Raw genomic sequence first — 22610 nt, 5'->3', positions numbered from 1 at the left:
GCCCGTGCCGGGCCCGAAGTCGCGCGTCGGTTGCTTGAACGTCGGCGGGTGGGGGTGGATGCTGTATCGACATCTACCAATATCGATCAGCGGAGGTCCGTATGCGTCGTTCCCCGTTCCCCGCCATCCTCGCGGCGGTGCTGCTCCTCGCCGCGCCGGCGGCCGCCCACGCCCGACCCGCCGCCCCCGACGCCGTCGACCCGGCCCGGGCGGCGGCGGTCCTCGCCGAGGTGCGTACCGCCGGCACGGCCTGGGGTCACGACCCGGCGACCGGGCGGATGACCCTCACCGTCGACGACACCGTCGGGGCCGCGGAGGTGGCCGCGTTGCGCGCGACCGCCGCCCGGGTCGGTGCCGTGCTGCGCCACGAGCCGGGCCGGCTGACCACTCTCATCGCCGGCGGCGAGGCCATCTACGCCGGTGGCGGCGGTCGCTGCTCGTTGGGTGCGAACGTCCGCAGCGGCAGCACCTGGTACTTCGTCACCGCCGGACACTGCACCGCTGCCGGCAGCACGTGGTATGCCAACAGCGGCCAGAGCACCGTGCTCGGCAGCCGCGCCGGCAGCAGCTTCCCGGGCAACGACTACGGCATCGTCCGGTACACCAACACCTCGATCGCCCACCCGAGCGCGGTCCACACCTACCCCGGCCTGCTCACCATCAACGGCGTCGGCAGTCCCTACGTCGGTCAGCGGGTCTGCCGCAGCGGCTCGACCACCGGCGTGCGGTGCGGCTACGTCCAGGCGCTGAACGCGACGGTGAACTACGCCGAGGGCTCGGTGTTCGGGCTGATCCGGACCAACATCTGCGCCGAGCCGGGTGACAGTGGTGGTCCGCTCTACGACCCGGCCACCGGTCGGATCCTCGGCATCCTCTCCGGTGGCAGCGGCAACTGCGCCACCGGTGGCGTCTCCTACTACCAGCCGATCGCGGAGATCCTCTCCGCGTACGGCGTGACCCTGCCCTGACCGGCCCGCCTGCCCTGCTCCCCGGCCGGGGAGCAGGGCAGGCGGAGTGGGGATGGGCGACAGTGACGCTCCCGGGTCAGCAGAACCAGCCGTCCTGCACCCAACCGCGCCGGTTGATGTCGCCGTAGGCGAAGCCGTAGATGTAGCCGCCGCTGCGGGGACCCTCGACCAGGAACGTCTGTCCCCGGTAGAGGGTGCCCATCCAGGCGCCGTTCGGCTGGGTACGGACGAACAGGTCGTTGGCGCAGACCGTCTCCCGCTCGCCGATGGTGCCGTAGGCGGCCGAGGCGGCGGTGGGGGTGAGCGCGACCGTGGCGACCACCGCCGTGACGGCCGCGCCGATCCGGCGGGCGACGGGGTTCACCATGAGTCGTACCCTCCGATGCACTCGTACCGCAGGTAGCCCCAGTCGTTGGGGCCGAAGTCGAAGGACGCCGCCCAGCCGTTGTAGACCGGGTGCGCGCCCGGCGTGTGGCCGATCTTGTCGCCGTAGTAGAGGACGCGCTTGAGCCCGGACGGGCCGGTGGAGGAGTTGTAGTTGGCGTAGAAGCTGGCGCTCTGGCACACCACGATCGCGTGCCGGGGCACCACCGTGTCGGCCTGGGCGGCGGTGGCGCCGAGCGGGATGGTCAGTGCGCCGGCCGTCAGGGCGGCGGCGAGTCGCAGCGTCGGTCGTCGTCTTTCCACGGGGCCTCCGATCAGCGGCGAAGGGGTGGTCCCAGGCTACCAATCAAATTGACGGCCATAAATAGCCTCGGGTGGCCCGGAGGCGTCGCCACCTCCGGACCACCCGGCCGGTCACGAGTCCCGTCCCGCTCCGCGCGCCCGTCCCACCTGCCGACGGGCCTCCTGCCGGGCCTGCGCCTGCCGTTCCGCGACCGTCGGCCCGGTCCCCGACGACCCGCCGGCTCCGGTGGCCAGCGGCGCCAGGTGGGCGGCCATGTCCCGGATCGTCGGCAGGCGGAAGAGGTCCACCACGTCGACATCCCGGTCGAACGCCCGACGGAGCACCCCGCTCAACCTGATCATCAGAAGGGAGTCCCCGCCCGCGTCGAAGAAGTTCCGGTCGGCCCCGACCGACCGTCCCAGCACCGCCGTCCAGGCCTGCGCCACCAGCCGTTGCGCCGCCACCGCCGGATCGGCCCGGTCGGACGTCCGCTCCTCCTGCGCCACCGCGTCGGCCCGTTCCGCCCGTGTGACGGCACCGAGTACGGCCCGACGGTTCACCTTGCCCGACGGCAGCAGCGGCAGCGCGTCCACCAGTGCCAGCCGGTCGGGCCGAAGCCGCGCCGGAAGCAGCCCCGCCAGGTGGGACCGCAACCCGACGACGGTGGTCCCGGCCCCCGGGACCGGCACCGCCGCCGCGACCAGGTCCCCGGTGGGGGAGCAGACCACGACAGCGTCGGCCACCCCCGGGTGCCGGCACAGCGTGGCCTGCGCCTCGACCGGTGGCCTCGGCTCCCCGTCCCGCCGGGGGCACTCGTCGACCCGACCCACCCACCGCAGCACGCCGTCGGCGTCGCGGCGGACCAGGTCGTCGGTGACGACCATCCGGCGACCGGGTGTGACGGAGAACGGGTCGGGCAGGTAGCGCTCCGCCGTCAGCGAGGGCTGCCCGTGGTAGCCCCGGGTCACCGCCCCACCGCCCAGGTGCAGGCGACCGACCACACCCACCGGTACCGGCCGCAGCGCGTCGTCCAGCACGTACGTCGTGGTGTCCGGACGGGGCTCGCCGAGCGCCCGGGGGTCGTCGTCGAGGCACGCGCCGGCCAGCGCCGGCCCGCCGACCTCGGCCGCGCTCCACGCCGACCAGCAGGCCGCGACGGTCGGCACGGGCCCGGTGAGGGGCCCGCCGGTGAGCAGCACCGCGGCGGTGTCCCCGGCCGGTCCGGGCGGGCCGATCCGGACGCGGGGACCGCCCGCCGCGCCTCCCGCTGTGGCCGCGCCTCCCGCCGTGGCCGCGGCGACACCGCGTGCGGCGCTGCCGGTGTCCACCAGCACCGTCCCACCGACGGCCAGCGGCGCCAGGAGCTGGCAGAGGGCGAGGTGACCGTCCGGCGGCGCGTCGACCCGCACCGCCTCGAAGGTGCCGGCCGGCCAGCCGTCCACCAGCCAGTCCACCAGGCCGGCGAGGTTGCCGTGGGTCACCACCACCGGCCTCGGCTCCTCCTCCAGCCCGGCCGAGTGCACGACCACCGCCGCACGCTCCGCGCACCAGCCGGGCGGCGGGACGGCGGGAGTCGCCGGCACCGCGTCCACCAGGATCGTCGGCACGCCGACCGACGCCCCGCACTCGGCCGTCGCCGCCGTCACCAGGAGGGCCACCAGCTCGGCGTCCGCCGCCTGGAGGCGCAACCGCATCCGCGCCGCCGCCGGGTCCAGCGGCACCGCCACCCCGCCCGCCCACAGCACCCCGAGCAGCGCCGCCACCAGGTCGGGCGACGGGGGCAGGCAGATCCCCACCGGTGACTCGACAGCCATCCCGCGTGCCCGCAGCGCCCCGGCGACCGCCCCGGCCCGTGCGACCAGGTCGCCGTAGTCCAGACTCCCGGCCGTGGCGCGGACCGCCACCGCGTGGGGCGTCCGCTCGGCGTGGGCAGCGACGCGGGCGAGCAGGCCGGGCCCGGTCGGAGAGGACACCGGCGTCCCGTCGCCCGGAGCGCTGCCGCCGGTCACCGCTCGGCTCCGTCCCCGGTCGGCGTCGGCAGCTCCGCCATCGGCCGGTCAGGCGTCGCGACCGCCCCGTGCAGCAGCAGGTCCAGCTGCTGCCACATCCGGTCGATCGTCGCGACCGTGAAGAGGTCGGCGTTGTACTCGATCATGCCGTAGACGCTGTCCTCGCCGGCCTCGTCGAAGTAGCCGATGCTCAGGTCGATGGTGACGGTCTGCTTCTCCAGCATCAGCGGTTCCAGGTCGAGGCCCGCCATCGACAGGGGAGCCTCGTGCCGGAAGTCGACCATGATGAAGGCCGCCCGGTAGAGCGCACCGAGTCCCACGCCCCGTCCGATGTTCAGCTCGTCGAGGATCACGCCGATCGGGATGTCGTGGTGGTCGAGGGCGCCGGTCATCGTCCGGCGCGTCGCGGCCACCAGCTCCCGGAACGTCAGCTCCGACCGGACGGTGGTCCGCAGCGGCAGCATCGTCAGGAAGAGCCCCATCAGCGGTTCGGTCTCCGCCCGCCGCCGGGTGGACGAGTTGGTGCCCACCACCACGTCCTCCGCGCCGGTGAGCCGGTGCAGGAGGAACTTCCAGACCGCGAGGAGCACCACGTTCAGCGTGGTGCGCTCCTCGTGGGCGAACCGCCGCAACGCCCCGGTCAACTCCGGCGACAGCCGGAAGTAGTGCTGGCCGGACCGGTTGGTGGCGCCCCGCCGCTCCGGGTGGTCGGTCGGCAGCTCCCGGGCCGGCGGCGTGCCCGCCAACTGGCGCCGCCAGTACGGCAGGTGCCGGACCCGGACCTCCCGCTCGATCCACTCCGGCTGCCACTCGGCGTAGTCGCCGTACTGGATCGGCAGCGGCGGCGGGTCGTACGTCCCGCCCTCGACGTAGGCGCGGTAGAAACCGGCCACCTCCTGGCCGAAGATGCCCATCGACGCCCGGTCCCAGATCATGTGGTCGAAGATGCGGACCAGCACGTGCTCGTCGTCGGCCAGCCGGATCGCCAGCATCCGCAGCAGTGGGCCGGAGTGCAGGTAGAACGGACGGTTTCCCTCCGCCCGCGCCTCCTGCCACATCTGTTCCTCCCGCCGCTCCGGTGGCAGGTCGCTCAGGTCGATCGTCCGGACGGCGAACGGCAGGTGCGGGTGGATCACCTGGACGGGCTGGTCGCCGTCCAGTTCGAACGTGCTCCGCAACACCTCGTGCCGGGCCATCACGGCGTGCACCGCGCGGGTGAGGGCGTCGAGGTCCAGCCGGCCGCGCAGCCGCCACGCCGACGGCACGTTGTGTGCCGGGTCGTCCGGCTGGCGCTGGCGGTGCAGCCAGATCCGCTCCTGGGCGTCGGTGAGCCGGGCCCGGTCACGCCGGGCGCGGCGGGGGATGGCACCCACCGACGTCGCGCGCTGCCGGTCGGCGAGCCGACGGTCCAGCAGGGCCCGCTGCGCGGGGGTGAGCCGCTCCAGCCGGGCCGACAGGTCAGTCATCCGTGGGTTCCTCCGAACTCTGGTAACGGTTGCGCAGGTCGTCGAGGTGGTCCAGACCGTCGCGCACGGTGTCGGGCGACAGGCCGAAGTCGACCAGGCAGGCGATCTCGTCGACGCCGACGTCGACCAGGTCCTCCACCAGGGCCTCGCACTTGTCGGGCGTGCCGAGCAGCGCCAGCGACTGGAAGTAGCGTTCGAAGGTGGCGTCGAGCATCGCCGCCCTCGCGTCGTCGTCGAGCGCGCCGAACCCGCCCTCGATGCCTTGGTGCTGCCGCAGGAACGTGCCCAGGTAGTCGATCAGCGGCTCCCGCACCAGCGCCCGGACCTCCGCGTCGCTGGGGCCGAGGAAGGTGTGCACCATGGCGGTGACCGTGCCGGCGGCCGGGTCGTGCCCACCCGCCGCGCGGGCCGCCCGGTAGGCGGTGATCTTCTCACCCAGCTCGCTGAGCCGGTGCCCGATCACGCCCGTCAGCACGTTCGCCCCGATCGCGCCGGCCCGCTCGAACGTCTCCACCGAACCCGCCGCCGAGACCCACACGGGAAGCTCCGGCTGCAACGGCCGGGGCAGCGTACGGACCGCGCGGACGCTGCCGTCCGGGCGCGACACGTCGATCGTCTCCCCGGCCCAGAGGCGCTGGATCGTCTCGATCGCCGCGAACATGGCGTCCTTGCGCCCCGGAAAGCCAGCCGGCCCGTCCGGTGCGAGGACGAAGTCGTCCGGATGCCACCCGGAGGCGGCCGAGATGGCCGCCCGCCCACCGGAGAGGTTGTCCACCACCGCCCACTCCTCGGCGACCCGCACCGGATGGTGCAGCGGCAGGACGACGCTGCCGGCCCGCAACTGCACCCGCCGGGTGGTCACCGCCAGTGCCGCCGCCAGCAGCGACGGGTTCGGGTACAGGCCACCGAAGTCGACGAAGTGCCGTTCGGGCACCCAGACCGCGGCGAAGCCCCGCTCGTCGGCGAACCGGGCGCAGTCCAGCAGGAGCCGGTACTTCTCCCCGTCCCGCGTCGAGCCGTCCCCGGAGAAGAAGAACAGGCTGAACGCCATCCGGCTGGTGGGGCGTCGCCGCCGGCCCGGCTGGGCCGCCGTCGCGCGGGTCGGTGACGCGGCCAGCTCGGGCGGCAGGCTGACGGCACGGGCCCGCATCGCCTGCTCCAGGGCCGCCCGACGCTCGGGGGAGAGGGCGGCGAGCCGCCGGTTCAGGTCCGTGACCGAGGGACGCTCAGACATGGTCGCCGCCTCCGATGCCACCCGCGGCCGGAATGGCCTCGATCTCCGCCAGCAGCGCCTCGAACTCGTCGAGTCCGATGCCCTCGCCCTGCCACGCCCGGATCGCCGCCGCCAGGCCGCTCACGGTCGGCGCCTCGAAGATGACGCTCATCGGCAGGTCGCCGAAGCGTTGCCGCAGCCGGGCGATGATCTGCATGGCGAACAGCGAGTTCCCGCCGAGTTGGTAGAAGTCGTCCTCCGGACCGAATCCCGACACGCCCAGCACCTCCTGCCACACCTCGGCGACGGACCGCTCGACCTCGTCGTCGATGTCGGCGGCGGCCAGCAGCGGTTCGTGCGGTTCCGTCCGGTCCGGTACCGGCACCGCGGCGCCGGCCACGTCCGTCGGCGGCCCGGTGACGACCACCTGCGGCACGCCGCCGCCGAGCGCCGCCCGGAGGACCGCCACCGGCCCCGCCGGGCCGTCCGGATCGGCCCCGGAGCGCAGGCGTACGGCGGTCGTGGCCGGTCCCTCGGCACAGCGCTGCTCGGCGAACGCCCCCACGGCGGTGGCGACCGCCTCCTCCACCAGCGGGTCGCCGCCGCCCGCACCGGTGACCAGCAGCAGCACGTCGAGGTCGTCACCGGCCAGCAGGTCGGCCAGGACGCGGATCCGGTCGATCGACCGACCGACCGCGACCGGCTCGGACGGTGCGTCCACGACGTGCACGACGCCACGGAGCGGACCGACCCGGTCCCGGGCCGTGTCGACCAGCCGGCGCAGCCCGTCGGCGTCGGTCGGGTCGGCCGGCACCCAGCTCACCGCCTCCGGCCGGGAGTCGAGCAGCTCTGCCAGCTCAGCGGCGAGGGGACCGGTGGCGTCCGGGCCGGTCGGATCGGGCAGTTCCGGACCGCCGGCCAGCACCACCCGGGCACCCGAGCGCGCCAGTTCCGCCCCGAGCCGCAGCCCGGTCTCCCGGTCGGCCCCGGTCACCAGGTAACCCCCGTCCGGCACCACACCGGCCGGGCCGGTCGGCGCGGGCACGAGGGCACGCCGGAACCGCCGCGTGCCCCGGTACGCCACGTGGGTGTCCGGTGTCTCCGCCGCCAGTTCGGCGAGGAGCAGGGCGCGCTGACGGTCGCGGTCCGCGTCGCCGGTCACCGCACCGACGTCCACGAAGTGGAAGCGCACCGTCGGGTACCGCCCGGCGAGCACGGCGGCGACCCCGTCCAGCGCGGCCCGGTGCGGTGCCCGGACGCGGGAGCCGACGACCTCCCGCAACTCCTCGGTCAGGACGTCCACGCGGACCGGGCGGCCCGGTGCCGCCGCGTGCAGGGCCCGCGCGAGACCCACCAGCGCCGCCACCGCGACGTCCACGTCCTCGTCCCCGCTGTCCCAGGCGTGCAGCACCCGGTCCACCGGCCCGTCGGCCGGGCGATCCCGGAAGAGGCGTTCCCAGGTCTCCGGCCGTGCCGCGTCGACGCCGTCCGGCCCGTCGGCCCGCGCGATCCGGCGCACCGGGTGGCCGGCCGCGCGCAGCGCGTCGGCGACGTCACCACCCCACCCCGGCTCGTCGCCGAGCACCAGCCAGCCGCACCGGTCCGGCACGCGGGCCCCGTCGCGGGGGAGCGCCGCCGGGAACCAGACCGGCGTCCGGGCCGGCGGGTCGGTCGGCCGCACCGTCGTCGCCCGGGGCAGCAGGAACCCGGTACGGGTGAACGGGTACGTGGGCAGCGGGGTCCGCCGCCGGGGGACACCACCGTGCAGGGCGGCCCAGTCCACCTCGACGCCGTGCTGCCACAGCTCGGCCAGGGCGGCGAGCACGCTCCGCTGCTCGTCGTGGACGCCCGTGCCGTCGGGCCGCTCCGCCGAGCCGGGCGACGGCGCCAGCATCGCCACCACCGGTGGCCGGCTGTCGTACGCGCCGGCCCGCACCAGGTTGCCGAGCCCGCGGCCCGGACCCACCTCCACGAAGAGCGGGTTCGGGCACGCCGCGGCCACCGTGACGCCGGCCGCGAACCGCACCTGCCCACGGACGTGGGCCACCCAGTACTGCGGGTCGGTGGCCTGTTCGTCGGTGATCCACGTCCCGGTCAGGTTGGACAGGAACCGGACCGTCGGCGGACGCAGCCGGACGGTGCGCAGCACGTCGGCGAACGCGCGCAGCGCCGGTTCGGTGTGGACGGTGTGGAAGGCCCGCCGGACCGGCAGGACACGGGTCACCGCGCCGACCTCGGCGAGTCGCCGCTCGACCACCGCCATCTCCGCCTCGTCACCGGCGACGACGCAGGAGGAGTGTGCGTTGACCGCCGCGATGGTGCCGTGTCCGGCCAGCACCGCCCGCAACCTGTCCTCGCCGAGGGCCACCGAGACCATCCGCCCCGGCGGCAACTCCTGCATCAACCGGGCGCGGGCCGCCACCACCCGCGCCGCGTCCGCCAGGTCGAACACCCCGGCCAGGCAGGCGGCGACCAGCTCGCCGAGGCTGTGGCCGACCATCGCGTCCGGCTCGACCCCCCAGGACCGCAGCAACTGGGCGCAGGCGTAGTCGAGGCAGAACATCGCCGGCTGCGCGTAGCCCGTCTCCGCCGACGGATCGTCGGACAGCCCCGACCCGTCCCGGCCGACGAGCAGCGCCCGCAGGTCCCAGTCCAGATGCGGGGCGAAGGCGGCGACGCACTCCTCCACCGCCGCGCGGAACACCGGCTCGCTGTCGTAGAGCCGGGCGCCGACACCGGCGAACCGGGTGCCCTGGCCGGGGAGGAGGAACACCACGTGCGGCGTCCCGTCGACGATCGTCCCGGTCGAGGTGGACCGCAGCGCCGCCACGGCGTCGACCGCGTCGGTGGCGACGACGGCCCGCCGGTGCCCGAACCGGGCCCGTCCGACCTGGAGCGTCCACGCCGTGTCGGCCAGGACGGCCGGTCCGGGTGCCGTCCGGGCCAGGTGGTCGGCCAGGCGCGCGGCGGCGGCGGTCAGCTCGTCGGCCGTCCGGGCCGCCAGGGGCAGCAGCTGGACGGGACGGTTCGGGACGGCGGCCGGGTGCGACGGGGCCGCCTCCAGGATCAGGTGCGCGTTGGTGCCGCCCATGCCGAAGGAGCTGATGCCGGCTCGGGGCGGATGGTCGGCGACCGGCCACGGTTCGCCGTCGGCGCTGATCCGGAAGGGGCTGTCGGGCTGCTCCAGCGCCGGGTTGAGGCGCTGGAAGTGCAGCGTGCCCGGGACGAACCGGTGCTCGAGCGCCAGTGTCGTCTTGATCAGGCCGGCGACCCCGGCGGCGGCGTCCAGGTGACCGATGCTGGACTTGACCGCCCCGACCCGGCAGGAGCCGGCGGGCACCGGGCCGAGCGCCTCCGCCAGCGCCCGCAGTTCGATCGGGTCGCCGAGCGCGGTTCCGGTGCCGTGTGCCTCGACGTAGTCGACGGTCTCCGGGGCGACCCCCGCGACGGCCAGCGCGTCCCGGATCACCGCCACCTGACCCGTGGTGGACGGTGCGGTGATGCCCACCTTCGCCGACCCGTCGTTGTTGACCGCCGAACCCCGGATCACCGCGTGCACGTGGTCACCGTCGGCGAGCGCGTCGGCGAGGCGCTTGAGCACCACCACCCCGACGCCGTCACCGGCCACCGTGCCGGTGGCGTCGGCGTCGAAGGGCCGGCACCGCCCGTCCCGGGACAGGATGCCGCCCTCCTCGTGCCGGTAGCCGGTGGGGTCGAGCTGCCGGACCGTCGCGCCACCGGCGAGCGCCGCGTCGCACTCGTGGGTGAGCAGGCTCTGACAGGCCAGGTGCACCGCCACCAGCGACGACGAGCAGGCCGACGAGACGGTCAGGCTCGGACCGGTGAGGTTGAGCTTGTACGAGACCCGCAACGCCAGCATGCCGGCGTCGTTGCCGACCGACATCTGCAACGGGTGGGCGATGCGCGCGGCCCGTTCGGAGGGGAGTACCCGCTCGGCGAGGTGACCGCTCGACGAGGTGGCGGCGAAGACCCCGACCCGGCCGTGGTCACCGCCCGGGGCCCGCCCGGCGTGCTCCATCGCGGTCCAGCAGCACTCCAGGAAGAGGCGGTGCTGCGGATCGGTCACCTCCGCCTCGGCCGGACCGACGTCGAAGAAATCGGCGGCGAACAGACCGGGCGCGGTGAGCGGGAAACCGGTACGCACGTACGCCGGATCGGCGAGGTCCGCCGCCGGGACGCCCGCCGCGAGCAGCTTGTCGTCCGGGTACGTGGTCGAGCCCTCGGCACCGGTCACCAGTCCCCGCCAGAACTCGTCGACGGAGTCGAATCCGGCCAGGCGGCCACTCATGCCGATGATGGCCACGCTGTCGTGGATCGTCGACTCCACGTCGTCGCTCATGTCAGGCCCCTCGTTGTGTGTGAGTAGGTGGGTGGGCCGGTGGCTGTCGACACGGTCGGTGACGGCAGGTCCGGCGGGGTGGGAGGTCAGGTGTGCGCCGGCAGCCGGGCGTCCAGGGCGGCGACGGTGGGGTTGTCGACGAGCAACTGGGCGTCCATGTCCACGCCGAGGATCGAGCGGACCCGGGTCGCCAGCCGCCCGGCGAGCCGCGCGTGACCACCGAGGTCGAAGAAGTCGTCGTCGGTGCCGACCTCGGGCAGGCCGAGGACGGCGGCGAAGAGTTCGCAGAGCACGTCCTGCCGGGCGCTGCGGGTGGAAGGGTCGGCCGGTTCCGGCAGGGCGTTGCGGTCGAGCTTGCCGTTGGCGGTGATGGGCAGGGTGTCCATGACGACGTAGGCGGTGGGGACCATGTAGTCGGGTAGCTGCGCGCCGAGGTCCTGCCGAAGGGCGGCCACATCCACGGTGGCGTCGTCGACGGGGACGAGGTAGGCGGCGAGGCGTTTGTCGCCGGGTTGGTCTTCGCGGGCGATGACGGCGGCGTGGCGGATGTCGGGTCGTGCGGTGAGGGTGGTTTCGATTTCGCCGAGTTCGATGCGGTAGCCGCGGATTTTGACCTGGTCGTCGGTGCGGCCGAGGAAGTGCAGGTTTCCGTCGGTGTCCCAGCGGGCGAGGTCGCCGGTGCGGTACATGCGGCTGCCGGGTGGGCCGTAGGGGTTGGCGACGAAGCGGCTGGCGGTGAGGTCGGGGCGGTTGACGTAGCCGCGGGCGGTGCCTGCTCCGGCGAGGTACAACTCGCCGGGTACACCGGTGGCGACGGGTTGCAGGTGTTGGTCGAGGACGTGGAGGTGGGTGTCGTGCAGCGGGTGTCCGAGGGGGACGGTGGCGTCGGCTTGTTCTCCGTGTCGCCAGGGGTACTGGGTGACGCAGAGGGTCATTTCGGTGGGGCCGTAGGTGGTGCGGACGATGGTGGTGGGGCAGTGGGCCAGGGTGTGGTTCACCGCCCGCGCGGAGATCACGTCGCCGCCGGTGGTGACCTCGGTCAGCCCGGTGAAGGCGTCCACTAGTTCGTCGGCGACGACGCGGAAGAGGCCGGCGGTGAGGCTGAGCCGCGTGACGTCGTGTTTCCTGAGGAGCATCCGGAACCCGGCGGCGTCGAGTTCGCGGGGTGGGGCGACGACGACCTGTCCGCCGGCGAGGAGTGGTCCCCAGAGTTCCCAGGTGGAGGCGTCGAAGGCGTGGGGGGAGTGGAGGAGGACGCGGTCGTCGGGGTGCATGGTCCAGCTGGGGTCGCGGACGAGGTCGACGACGCCCTGGTGGGTGATCTGGATGCCCTTCGGCTCCCCGGTCGAGCCCGAGGTGTACATCACGTAGCAGAGCTGCTGCGCATGCACCACCGGCAGCGGCACGTCGTCCGCCGTCGGATCGGCCGCGCAGCCCAGCACCCGACGCCCGGCGGCGACCTGGTCGGCGACCAGGTCGTGGTCGCGGAACGCGTCGTCGACGAGGATCACCGGAGAGCCGGACGCCGCGACCACCGCCCGCATCCGGTTCAGCGGGTAGGCGGTGTGGATGGGCAGGTAGGCGCCGCCGGCCTTGAGGACGGCGAGGATGCCGACGACGAGGTCGACCGACCGTTGCATCAGCATCGGCACCGGCGTCTCGGCGGTCACCCCGGCCGCGCACAGCGTCCGCGCCAACAGCTCGGCCCGCTCCCGCAGTTCGGCGTACGTCAGGACGGTCGACCCGTCGGTGACCGCGACGGCGTCCGGGCGGCGCGCGGCCTGGGCGTCGAACGCCTCGACGACGCTGCACACGGCGGTCTGGGCTGACACCTGCGGCAGTAGCCGTTTCCGCTCGTCGTCGACCAGGATGTCGATCCGGCTGATCGGGGTGGCGGGTTGCCGGGCGACCTGGCGCAGGATCGCGGTGAGGCGCTGCCCGATCAGCTCGACGGTCCGGTGGACGAAGAGGTCCGTGGCGTAGCCGATCGTGATGTCCAGATCCCCGTCGACCGGCTCGTCCATGATCGTGAACTCCAGGTCGAACTTCACGATTCGCAGGCGGGTCGGTTCCGGTGTGCACTCCAGCCCCGGCAGGGGAGTGGTGGTGGGGGTGCGGTCGGCGCGCGACAGGGCGATCTGGAACAGCGGGTGACGGCCGAGCGACCGGGGCGGTTGCAGGTGTGTGACGAGCCGGTCGAAGGGGAGGTCCTGGTGGTCGTAGGCGGTGAGGTCGGTGTCGCGGACGCGGTGGAGGAGTTCGTTGAAGGTGGGGTTGCCGGTGGTGTCGGTGCGGAGGACGAGGGTGTTGACGAAGAAGCCGATGAGGTGGTCGAGGGTGTCGTCGGTGCGTCCGGCGACGACGGTGCCGAGGGGGATGTCGGTGCCGGCGCCGAGTCGGGTGAGGAGGGTGGCGATGGCGGTTTGGACGACCATGAAGAGGGTGGCGTCGTTGTTGCGGGCGGCGGTGCGCAGGGCGTCGTGGGTGACCGGGTCGATGGTGAGGTCGACGCGTCCGGCCCGGTAGGACGCCTGCGGCGGCCGGGGGTGGTCGGTGGGTAGTGGCAGTTCCTCCGGTAGCCCGGCCAGGGCTTCACCCCAGTACGCGAGCTGGCGGCTGACATCGCTGTCCGGGTCGTCCTCGGAGCCGAGCAGGGTCCGCTGCCAGTGGGTGTAGTCGGCGTACTGGACGGGCAGGGGTTCCCATTCGGGTGCGTGGCCGGTGGTGCGGGTGGTGTAGGCGGTGGCGAGGTCCTGGGCGAGGGGGGCCATGGAGGCGCCGTCGCCGGCGATGTGGTGCAGGTTGACCAGGAGCAGGTGGTCCCGGTCGCCGGTGGTGATGAGGTGGACGGCGAGGGGCGCTTCGCGGGCGAGGTCGAAGGGGTGGGCCGAGGCGGTGGCGAGGATGGTTTCGGCCTGGTCGACGGGAATCTGGTGGTGGGTGAAGGTGGCGATTCCGGGGGCGGGGTCGTGGATGCGCTGGGCGGGTTCGCCGTCGATCTCGGTGTAGGTGGTGCGGAGGATCTCGTGTCGGGTGACGAGGTCGTCGACGGCGGCCCGGAGGGCGTCGACGTCGACCGTGCCGTGGAGGCGGGTGGTGACCGGCACGTTGTACGTCGCCGACGGACCCTCGATCCGGTGCAGCACCCACAGGCGGCGCTGGGCGAACGACACGGGCAGCGGATCCGGTCGGGCAGCGACGGTCAGCGCCGCGCGTGCGGTCCCCGCCGTCAGGTGGGGTTCGAGGGTGGCGACGGTGGGGTTCTCGAAGAGGTCGCGGACGCCGAGTTCGACGCCGAGGGTGGTGCGGATGCGGTTGACGAGGCGGGTGGCGAGGAGGGAGTGGCCGCCGAGGTCGAAGAAGTTGTCGCTGGTGCCGATGTCGGGGAGGCCGAGGACGGCGGCGAAGAGCCGGCAGAGGACGTCCTGGCGGGCGGTGCGGGGGGCGGCGTGCGCGCTGCTGGTGGTGTGGGCGGGGGCGGGTAGGGCCGCGCGGTCGAGCTTGCCGTTGGCGGTGATGGGCAGGGTGTCCATGACGAGGTAGGCGGTGGGGACCATGTAGTCGGGTAGCTGCGCGGTGAGGTCCCGGCGGAGGTGAGCGACGTCCACCGTGGTGTGGTCGGTGGGGACGAGGTAGGCGGTGAGTCGTTTGTCGCCGGGTTGGTCTTCGCGGGCGATGACGGCGGCGTGGCGGATGTCGTGGCGTGCGGTGAGGGTGGTTTCGATTTCGCCGAGTTCGATGCGGTAGCCGCGGATTTTGACCTGGTCGTCGGTGCGGCCGAGGAAGTGCAGCTGTCCGTCGGTGTCCCAGCGGGCGAGGTCGCCGGTGCGGTACATGCGGCTGCCGGGCGGGCCGTACGGGTCGGCGACGAAGCGGGACGCGGTCAGGTCGGGGCGACGGAGGTACCCACGGGCGAGCCCTGGGCCGGCGACGAAGAGTTCGCCCGGCACACCGACGGGAACCGGCCGAAGGAAGTCGTCGAGGACGTAGAGGTCGGTGTTGGCGACCGGGACGCCGATGGTGACCGGTTCACCGGCGGGCAGTGGTCCGCCGCTGGCGCAGACGGTGACCTCGGTGGGCCCGTAGGAGTTGACGAGGCGGTATTCGACGGACCAGGTGTCGACCAGCCACTGGGGGCAGGCCTCGCTGGCGGTGATGACCATCGCCCCGGTGGGGATGGTGCCGGCGGGCAGGGACGCCAGTAGTGACGGGGTGACGGTGACGTGGGTGGTCCGGCGGACGAGGTCGTGGCCGGTGCCGGCGGTGAGGAGTTGCTCGGGGGCGAAGGGGATGACGGTGCCGCCGGCGAGGAGGGCCATCAGCATCTCCCAGACGGAGCCGTCGAAGCCGATCGAGGCGATCTGGAGGATGTGGCTGCCGGGCCGGACCTCGAAGTCACGTTGGTAGCGGTGGGCCAGTCGGCTGATGCCCCGGTGGGTGACCGTGACGCCCTTCGGCGCGCCCGTCGACCCCGACGTGTAGATCACGTACGCCGCGTTGTCCAGAAACGGCGTCGGGAGCCGGTAGCCGGTGGGCGGGTCTGCGGGCCCCTCCCACGCCTCGCCGCCGGCCACGACGATCGCCGCCGACGTTGGTGCGGGCTGGGCTGCGGCATCGTCGACGATCAGGACGGCCGGTGCGGCGTCGCGGAGGATGAACTCCTGGCGGGCGGTCGGGTACGCCGGGTCCACCGGCACGTAGCAACCACCGGCCATGCTCACGGCGAGCAGGGCGACGACCAGGCCCGCCGACCGTCGCATGGAGACCGCCACCGGCACGTCCGGCCCGACCCCGAGCCCGATCAGGTGGTACGCCAGCCGTCCGGCCCGCCTGTTCAGCTCCCGGTACGTGATCTCCGCGCCACCGTGCACGACCGCGACGGCGTCCGGGTGCTGCCGTACCTGCCGCTCGAAGAGCGCCGGAAGGGTCTCGGACGGCACGCGGGGCGTGGCGGCGTTGAAACCGGTGAGAACCTGACGACGCTCCTCGGACGTCAGGATGTCCACCGTGCCCACCCGCAACCTGGGGTCGGCCGCGACCTGGGCGAGCAGGGCGATCAGGCGTCGCCCCAGCGCCTCTGCGCCGGTCCGGCTGAACAGGTCCTCCGCGTAGATGAGGCCCAGCGTGAGTTCCCCCGAACGGGGCTGCGGGACGAAACCGAAGTACAGGTCGAACTTCGCCGTCTCGAACGGCGGCTTCTCCGCGACGACATCCAACCCGTTCAGATCGAGCACGAGTCCGCCGTCGACCGCGAAGGCCACCTGGGCCAGCGGATTCCGACCGGGAGACCGAGCCGGTCGAAGGTGTTCGACGAGGCGTTGGAAGGGGAGGTCCTGGTGGTCGTAGGCGGTGAGGTCGGTGTCGCGGACGCGGTGGAGGAGTTCGTTGAAGGTGGGGTTGCCGGTGGTGTCGGTGCGGAGGACGAGGGTGTTGACGAAGAACCCGATCAACTGGTCGAGGGTGTCGTCGGTGCGTCCGGCGACGACCGTGCCGAGGGGGATGTCGGTGCCGGCGCCGAGTCGGGTGAGGAGGGTGGCGATGGCGGCCTGGACGACCATGAACAGGGTCGCGTCGTTGTTGCGGGCGACGACGCGCAGCGCGTCGTGGGTGACCGGGTCGATGGTGAGGTCGACGCGTCCGGCCCGGTAGGACGCCTGCGGCGGGCGGGGATGGTCGGTGGGCAGCGGCAGTTCCTCCGGCAGCCCGGCCAGGGCGGTTCCCCAGTAGGTGAGCTGACGGTTGATCTCGCTTGCCGGGTCGTCCTCCGCGCCGAGAAGTTCGTGCTCCCAGAGGGCGTAGTCGGCGTACTGGACGGGCAGGGGTTCCCACTCGGGTGCCCGGCCGGCGGTGCGGGCGGCGTAGGCGTGGGAGAGGTCCCGCGCGAGCGGGCCGAGCGACCCACCGTCCCCGGCGATGTGGTGCAGGTTCAGCACCAGCAGGTGCTCCCGCTCCCCGACGCTGAACAACCGCACCCGCAGCGGCGGCTCGGTGGCCAGGTCGAACGCGTACCGGCAGGTCTCCACCACCGCCGTGTCGACCTCGTCGGGCGCGGCCACCACGTGGGCGGCGTCAACGGGCACCCCGGCAGCCGGCAGGACACGCTGTGCCGGTTCCCCGTCGGCCTCCACGTACACGGTGCGCAGGATCTCGTGCCGGCCCACCACGTCCCGTACCGCCATGAGCAGCGCGTCTGCGTCCACCCGGTCGCGGATGCGCGTGACGATCGGGATGTTGTACGTGGCCGACGGGCCTTCCAGCCGGTACTGGAACCACAACCGACGCTGCGCCGACGACAGGGGGAACTCGGTGCTCTCGTCGGATCCAGCGGGGTCCATCGGCGGAAACACCTCGTACTCTCCGTGAGTGGCCAGCTTCACTGCGCCATCGGAGTAAGGATCGAGGTGGCCTCTCACCGGCAGCTTCCCGGATCCTTCCCGCCGAACCACTGGGCGGTCACGCCACTGGTCAGGGTGGGAGTGGTCAGCCGCCGTGCCGGTCGAGCCTCGCTCGTAACGTGCCGGCGAAACCCTCGGCGACGGCGAGCCCCGTCCGCTGGCACCCCTGATGCGTCTGAATCTTGGACACCTACCGTCCTTATCCAACGCTAAGTGTCCAAGATCCGGCCGAGCGGCGACGAGCGGTGACGGCGGGCGGGCGGTGGCGGTGAGCGGCGGGCGGTGGCGGCGGGCTGATTGTCGGGTGGGTGTAGGGCATGCGCAGGTGGGCGCAGCAGCTCAGGAGGTGTCCGCCGCTGGCGGCCGGGTCGCGCGGCGCAGGTCGTCGAGGTGGTGGGCGAGGGCGGCGCGGACCCGGTCGGGGGGCATCAGGTCGGGGTGCAGCAGGGCGTGCAGGGCGAGCCCGTCCAGCAGGGCGTGCAGCCGGGTCGCCTCGGTCGGTACGTCCCGGTCGGGCGCGACCAGTCCGGCATCGGCGAGCGCGGTGACGGCGAGTTCGGTGGCCCGCCGTACGCCGTCGTCGGCCTCGGCGACGCGGGTCCGCGCGAGCGGGTCGGCCGGGACGCGGGCGGCGAGCAGCAGCCACACCTCCATCTCCCGGACGCGCTGCTGGTCCAGGGGAAGCAGCTCCTCCAGCAGCCGCTGGACGGTGTCGCGGACCGGCCCGTTCCAGTCCCCGGCGTGAAAGCGCTCGGTCGCCTTCGCCATGACGTGTTCCAGGGCGAAGGCGAGCAACTCGGTCTGGGTGGTGAAGTAGTGCCGTAGTGCGCCGGGTGACCAGCCCGCCTCGGTCGCGATGCTACGGACGGTCGCCGCGGCGGCCCCGTCCCGGTAGACCACGCGCCACATCGCCTCGGCCAGCTCGGCGCGCCGGGCCTCGTGATCAACGATCTTGGGCAACGACCCCTCCGGCTGCGTGTGCCATGCCCTGCTACGGTTATCGCACAGCGTACTAAAAAGAGGTGGTAGATGCTCGTCGGACTGATCATCGCCTGTGAGGTGGCCTTCTGGGTCGTGCTGGCGGCCGGACTGATCGCCCGCTACCCGCTGCGCCGCCCCCGCGTCGGAGCCGCTCTGCTGCTGGCCGTACCCCTGGTCGACGTCGTGCTCCTCGTCGCCACCATGATCGACCTACGCTCCGGCGGCACGGCCACGCTCGCGCACGGCCTCGCCGCCGCGTACCTCGGCTTTTCGGTGGCCTTCGGCCACAGCATGGTGCGCTGGGCCGACCAGCGCTTCGCGCACCGGTTCGCCGGTGGCCCGCCGCCGGTGAAACCGCCCCGCTACGGCTGGGCCCGGACCCGGCACGAGTGGCGCGAGTGGGGAAAGGCCCTGCTCGGCTGGGCGGTCGCCTGCGCCCTGCTGGTCGGCGGGATCGTCCTGGTCGGCGACCCGGACCGGACGCGGGAGCTGGAGGCGTGGATCGGCCGCCTCAGCCTGGTGATCGTCGTCTGGCTGGTCTTCTGGCCGCTGTACTACACCATCTTCCCGAAGCGTGAGCCGCGTCGCTGAGACGTGGGCGCACGACGCTGGCGGTGTACCGGTACGACACGCCGGCGAAAGGACGCATGCAGCGCGCCACCGTCGCCGCGGACGCGGGGTGAGCCCTCACCCGGACCCACCCCACGGGTCACCGTCCGGTCAGTGCTCCGGCTTGTGGGCGGCGATCAGCTCCCAGCCACCGGGCAGCACCTCGATCTGCTCGAAGCCCGTCTCGGTCAGCAGGCTGGTGTAGAACTCCACCTCCCGCAGCCGGCTGACACAGCTGTCCACCCCGATCAGGAAGTACGACCAGAAGAACTGCATCGCCAGCCGGTCCGGCGTGCGGAACTCCTCGCAGATCAGCAGCATCCCGCCCGGCGGCAGGGCCGCGTACGCCTTCTCCACCAGCATCCGGGCGACGTCGTTCGGCCAGTCGTGCAGCACCCGGACGAAGGAGATCGCGTCGTACCCGGTCGGCAGCGGCTCGGCGAAGAAGTCCCCACCCACGAATCCGAGCCGCTCCGGGTCGGCGCACCCGGCCCGGGTCCGCTCGACCAGCGGCCCGACCGCCGGCAGGTTGTAGACGTCGACCCGCAGCCCCGGCGCGTCCCGCAGCACCGTCGCGGCGAGGGTGCCGTCCCCGCCGCCGACGTCGAGGAAACGGCGACGTCCCGCCCAGAGCCGGTCGGCGTGCTGGCCGAAGACCTCGATCACCGGACCGAGCCCGACCGACATGCTCTGCTCGAACGAGGCCGTCTGCTCGTCGGTCTTCGGCGGCCAGGCGAAGTCGTCGTCGGTCATGCTGACCTCACCGCGCAGGCTCTCGGCCAGCCGACCGTGCAGCTGCCGCCACGGGTACCGGTCCCGGTCCCGTTCGATGGAGCCGGGCCCGCAGACCGCGTGCACGGCGTCGCGGAGTCCGGGCACCGCACGGTAGCGGGCGTCGACGATGTCGTCGCCCTTCTCCTCCCGTTCGACGACGCCCACGCTCTCCAGGCAGTCGAGGAACTTGTAGAGCCGCAGCGGCCGTACGTCGAACCGGGTCGCCAGCTCGCCCAGGGTCACCGGACCGGGCTCCAGCGCGTCGAGCAGCCCCTCGGTGTAGGCGGTCTCCAGCACGTCCACCGCCTTGCTCGCGTTGACCAGCAGGCTCATCAGCGCGCGGGGGGACAACGACGGAGTACTCATCGGCGGGTTCCCTGCCATTCCTGTTCCAGTGCGTCCATGAACTGGTCGATCTCGTCGAGGGTGTTGTAGACGTGCGGACCGATCCGCAGCCAGCCCCGCCAGCTGCACACCATGTTCCGGGCGGCGAGCCGGTACTTGACCGCCTCCCCGTCGGGGACGTCGAGGCAGACCACGCCGCCCCGATCCGGGCCGACCGGACTGACGATCGGGATTTCGGCCGCCTGCGCCCGGTCGATGATCCGTCGCGTGCAGCGCAGCGAGTGCGCCCGGATCGCCTCGGTGCCCACCCCGGCCAGCAGGTCCAGGCCGACCTGGGAGATCAGCGACGTGAGCGGGTACGGCGTGCCACCGGCGAACCGCTGCGCGCCGTCGGCGAAGCCGGTCGACGGCTGGAACGTCAGCGCCCGGTCACCCGCCTGCCAGCCGGTCGCCGCCGGTTCGAGGCCCGGCAGCAGGTCCGGGCGTACGTAGAGGAAGGCCGTCGCCGCCCCGCACATCCACTTGTGTGCGCCGCCGAGCAGGAAGTCGACGCCGAGCGCGGTGACGTCCAGGGGCATGATCCCGACGCTCTGGAAGGCGTCCACCGCGACGAGGGCACCGACCGAGTGCGCGTGGGTCACCAGTCGGGGCAGGTCCAGGACGGCGCCGGAGGAGAAGCTCGCGTGCGGTACGCACACCAGCAGCGTCCGCTCGTCGATCGCCGCCTCCAGGGCGTCCTGGTCGAACCGGGGGCCGCCGGTGCCGACCACCTCGGGCTGCGCCCCGTAGCGGCGGAACGCGTTCCAGACGAACGGCACGGTGGGGAACTCGAGGTCGGTGGTGACCACCCGGTTGCGCGGCGGACGGTAGTCGAAACAGGAGGCCACCCGCACCAGCAGGGTGCTCAGGTTGGCGTCGGTGACCACACTGCCGGCCGGCGCGCCGATGAAGGCGGCGAGGGTGTCGGCGTACCGGTCGAGGCCCTCGTGCCACCCGCCCCAGACATCGTCCCGCCAGGTGCGCAGCGTGTCCCAGTAGCCGGCCAGGACGTCCTGCACGCCCCGGGGTACCGCTCCGGTGGAGTTGCTGTTCAGGTAGACGCAGGTGTCCAGCACCGGGAACTGCGCGCGGAGCGCGCCGTCCACGTCAGTGCTCCCCGCCGAGCTCGGTACGCACCTGCCACAGTTCGGGGAAGAACCGGTGGTCGATCAGCTTGGCGAGCCAGTTCGCCGGGCTGCCCTGGGTGCCGATGGCACCGTGACTGCCGATCCGGATGGCGATCTTGTAGTGGCGTACCCGCCACAGCGCGACCCGCTCGTCCCACTCGACCATCGCCTCGGCCAGCCGGTAGACCGGGTCGGCGGGGTTGCCCGAGTAGATCTTCCGCAGGTCGATCTGCCGGTCGGCGAGGTACGTGCTGAACGCCTGGTCGAGCCGGCGGCTCGCGGCCTGGGCCTGCTTCCAGCCCGGCGACTCGGCCCCGGAGCCGTTGCCGAGCACCGGTACGAGGGCCTGGAAGGTGGCCGGTGGCAGATACCGGAACATGTCGAGCTGGTCGGTGATCAGCCGGACGGCGAGGGCCGACCGGGCCAGCAGGAGTTCCGCCTCCGCCAGCTCGCCGTCGCCGATCCGGGCGGCAGCCTCGGTCAACTCGGCCACCGCCAGCTTGAGCCACAGCTCGGCGGACTGGTGGACCACCTGGAAGAGCAACTCGTCCCGGTGGGTCATCTCCGCCGGATCCCGTTGCAGGGCGAGCAGGGTGTCGGTACGCATGTAGCGGGCGTAGTCCGTGGCACCCTCGCCGGGGAGCACGGGCGAGAAGTCTCGCTTCACAGAATCGTCCCTTCCGTGGGTGTCGGTGTGCCCGATCCCAGGACCGGCCCGGATCAGGGCGCGGCCCATTATCCAGTGACGGCAGACAATCGGAAGATGGCCCCCCGCGCAGGGTTCGCCGTCCGACCGGACAGTGGGGCAGCCGGCGCTGCCGGTCAGTCGGTCAGCCTCCGTTCACCCGTTCGACGCTCGGATGTGGACGATCGTCGTCAGGCCGACCATAGAGGACCGCGCTGTCTTTGTCGTGAATGGATCTCCATAGCGACTGTCGGATACCCGTCCGAACAGGGCGCGCAGGGTGCGGTGTGGTGGGCTTCGACGCCGGCCGGATGCGTGGTGCGCGAGCCGATCCGGGCGGCCCGTCCGGCCCGCCGCCGCGGGAGTGCGGGTTGCCGGAGTCATGGGTGTTTCCAACTGGTGAACCGCCCGGCCGCCCCTTCTGGGCGCGCGTGATTCGGGTGATGAACGCGGACAAGGAGGGTGCGGCGTCGGTGGTGGGGGAGTGGGCGGGGCGCGGCACCGCAACTCCGGTCACCGGCCCCTCCGGGGTCTCCGAAGAATCGAAATGTGGAAGTACGTGACATTGACGACCAGCGCAATCCATCGTGGAGCTCAGGTGCCGCGTAGTGGCACCGATCGTCGGAAGCCTGTCCAAAAGCGACGTTCCGCAGGAGCTTGCGTTCGCAAGGAGAGCCGCTGCTAGCATCCCGGTGCGATCCGCTGGGGGCTACGCCGAGGCGTTGCCGGATCGATGCTGTGGCGAATTCGGTTATGACTGTTCCGGCTGTCCGGCCGGTGGCAGATCGCGTCCTTTTTCGACATGGCAGGTATTCGGTTCGACGTGTCGCTGCGTAGTGGGGTGTGTCGTGGGTGAGGTTGTCGAACGACCGATCATCGGATGGGTCGAACGGATGGGAATCGGTGTTTCCGCGGCGGGTCGCGCCACCGGCGCCACGCCGCGACCACTCACGCCCACCCGTCGCCGCAGTG

At 72.8% G+C, this 22610-nt stretch carries 13 protein-coding genes; 2 read left to right on the top strand and 11 right to left on the bottom strand.

Annotation, left to right across the window (positions count from 1 at the left end):
* The first annotated feature begins 101 nt into the window (after positions 1 to 101).
* A complete protein-coding gene (locus tag IGA62_RS28610) occupies positions 102 to 968 on the top strand; it encodes a S1 family peptidase (RefSeq protein WP_190289228.1) in 867 nt (288 codons plus the stop codon).
* A gap of 76 nt (positions 969 to 1044) precedes the next feature.
* Here IGA62_RS28610 and IGA62_RS28605 read toward each other — a convergent pair whose 3' ends face one another.
* From IGA62_RS28605 to IGA62_RS28570, 8 genes are all read right to left on the bottom strand, one after another.
* A complete protein-coding gene (locus IGA62_RS28605; protein WP_145817613.1) occupies positions 1045 to 1335 on the bottom strand; it encodes a hypothetical protein in 291 nt (96 codons plus the stop codon).
* Positions 1329 to 1655, bottom strand: coding sequence for a hypothetical protein (locus IGA62_RS28600; protein WP_232624807.1), 327 nt, complete (start codon positions 1653 to 1655; stop codon positions 1329 to 1331). The genes IGA62_RS28605 and IGA62_RS28600 overlap by 7 nt, the downstream gene beginning before the upstream one ends.
* 111 nt (positions 1656 to 1766) lie before the next feature.
* A complete protein-coding gene (locus IGA62_RS28595) occupies positions 1767 to 3644 on the bottom strand; it encodes a non-ribosomal peptide synthetase (protein ID WP_145817615.1) in 1878 nt (625 codons plus the stop codon).
* Positions 3641 to 5110: a condensation domain-containing protein gene (locus tag IGA62_RS28590; RefSeq protein ID WP_145817617.1), complete on the bottom strand. Its 1470-nt coding sequence runs from the start codon at positions 5108 to 5110 to the stop codon at positions 3641 to 3643. Before IGA62_RS28590 ends, IGA62_RS28595 begins: the two co-directional genes overlap by 4 nt.
* Positions 5103 to 6344: a MupA/Atu3671 family FMN-dependent luciferase-like monooxygenase gene (locus IGA62_RS28585; RefSeq protein WP_145817619.1), complete on the bottom strand. Its 1242-nt coding sequence runs from the start codon at positions 6342 to 6344 to the stop codon at positions 5103 to 5105. Before IGA62_RS28585 ends, IGA62_RS28590 begins: the two co-directional genes overlap by 8 nt.
* Positions 6337 to 10683 (bottom strand): type I polyketide synthase, encoded by a 4347-nt coding sequence (locus IGA62_RS28580; RefSeq protein ID WP_145817621.1) that lies wholly within the window; start codon positions 10681 to 10683, stop codon positions 6337 to 6339. Before IGA62_RS28580 ends, IGA62_RS28585 begins: the two co-directional genes overlap by 8 nt.
* Before the next feature lie 86 nt (positions 10684 to 10769).
* Positions 10770 to 17018 carry a non-ribosomal peptide synthetase gene (locus IGA62_RS28575; protein ID WP_145817623.1) on the bottom strand — a complete coding sequence of 2083 codons (6249 nt, stop codon included), beginning with the start codon at positions 17016 to 17018 and terminating at the stop codon, positions 10770 to 10772.
* A 399-nt stretch (positions 17019 to 17417) separates the two neighbouring features.
* Positions 17418 to 18038, bottom strand: coding sequence for a TetR/AcrR family transcriptional regulator (locus IGA62_RS28570; RefSeq protein WP_145817625.1), 621 nt, complete (start codon positions 18036 to 18038; stop codon positions 17418 to 17420).
* Positions 18039 to 18107: 69 nt separating this feature from the next.
* Here IGA62_RS28570 and IGA62_RS28565 point away from each other — a divergent pair, with 69 nt between their 5' ends.
* Entirely contained in the window at positions 18108 to 18650 is a 543-nt protein-coding gene (locus IGA62_RS28565) for a hypothetical protein (protein ID WP_145817627.1), read from the top strand.
* Between the two features lie 129 nt (positions 18651 to 18779).
* On the opposite strand, the gene IGA62_RS28560 is transcribed toward IGA62_RS28565, so the two are convergent.
* From IGA62_RS28560 to IGA62_RS28550, 3 genes are read right to left on the bottom strand one after another with little or no spacing between them, the layout of a single operon-like run.
* Entirely contained in the window at positions 18780 to 19808 is a 1029-nt protein-coding gene (locus IGA62_RS28560; protein ID WP_145817629.1) for a methyltransferase, read from the bottom strand.
* Entirely contained in the window at positions 19805 to 20932 is a 1128-nt protein-coding gene (locus IGA62_RS28555; protein WP_232624806.1) for an aminotransferase class V-fold PLP-dependent enzyme, read from the bottom strand. The genes IGA62_RS28560 and IGA62_RS28555 overlap by 4 nt, the downstream gene beginning before the upstream one ends.
* 1 nt (position 20933) lies before the next feature.
* Positions 20934 to 21620, bottom strand: a complete 687-nt coding sequence (locus IGA62_RS28550) for a tryptophan 2,3-dioxygenase family protein (protein ID WP_145817630.1) — start codon at positions 21618 to 21620, stop codon at positions 20934 to 20936.
* Between the last annotated feature and the right edge of the window lie 990 nt (positions 21621 to 22610).

The sequence above is a fragment of the Micromonospora sagamiensis genome, assembly GCF_014680085.1.
Classification (GTDB): domain Bacteria; phylum Actinomycetota; class Actinomycetes; order Mycobacteriales; family Micromonosporaceae; genus Micromonospora; species Micromonospora inyonensis.
This window is presented reverse-complemented; position numbering and strand designations above follow the sequence as displayed.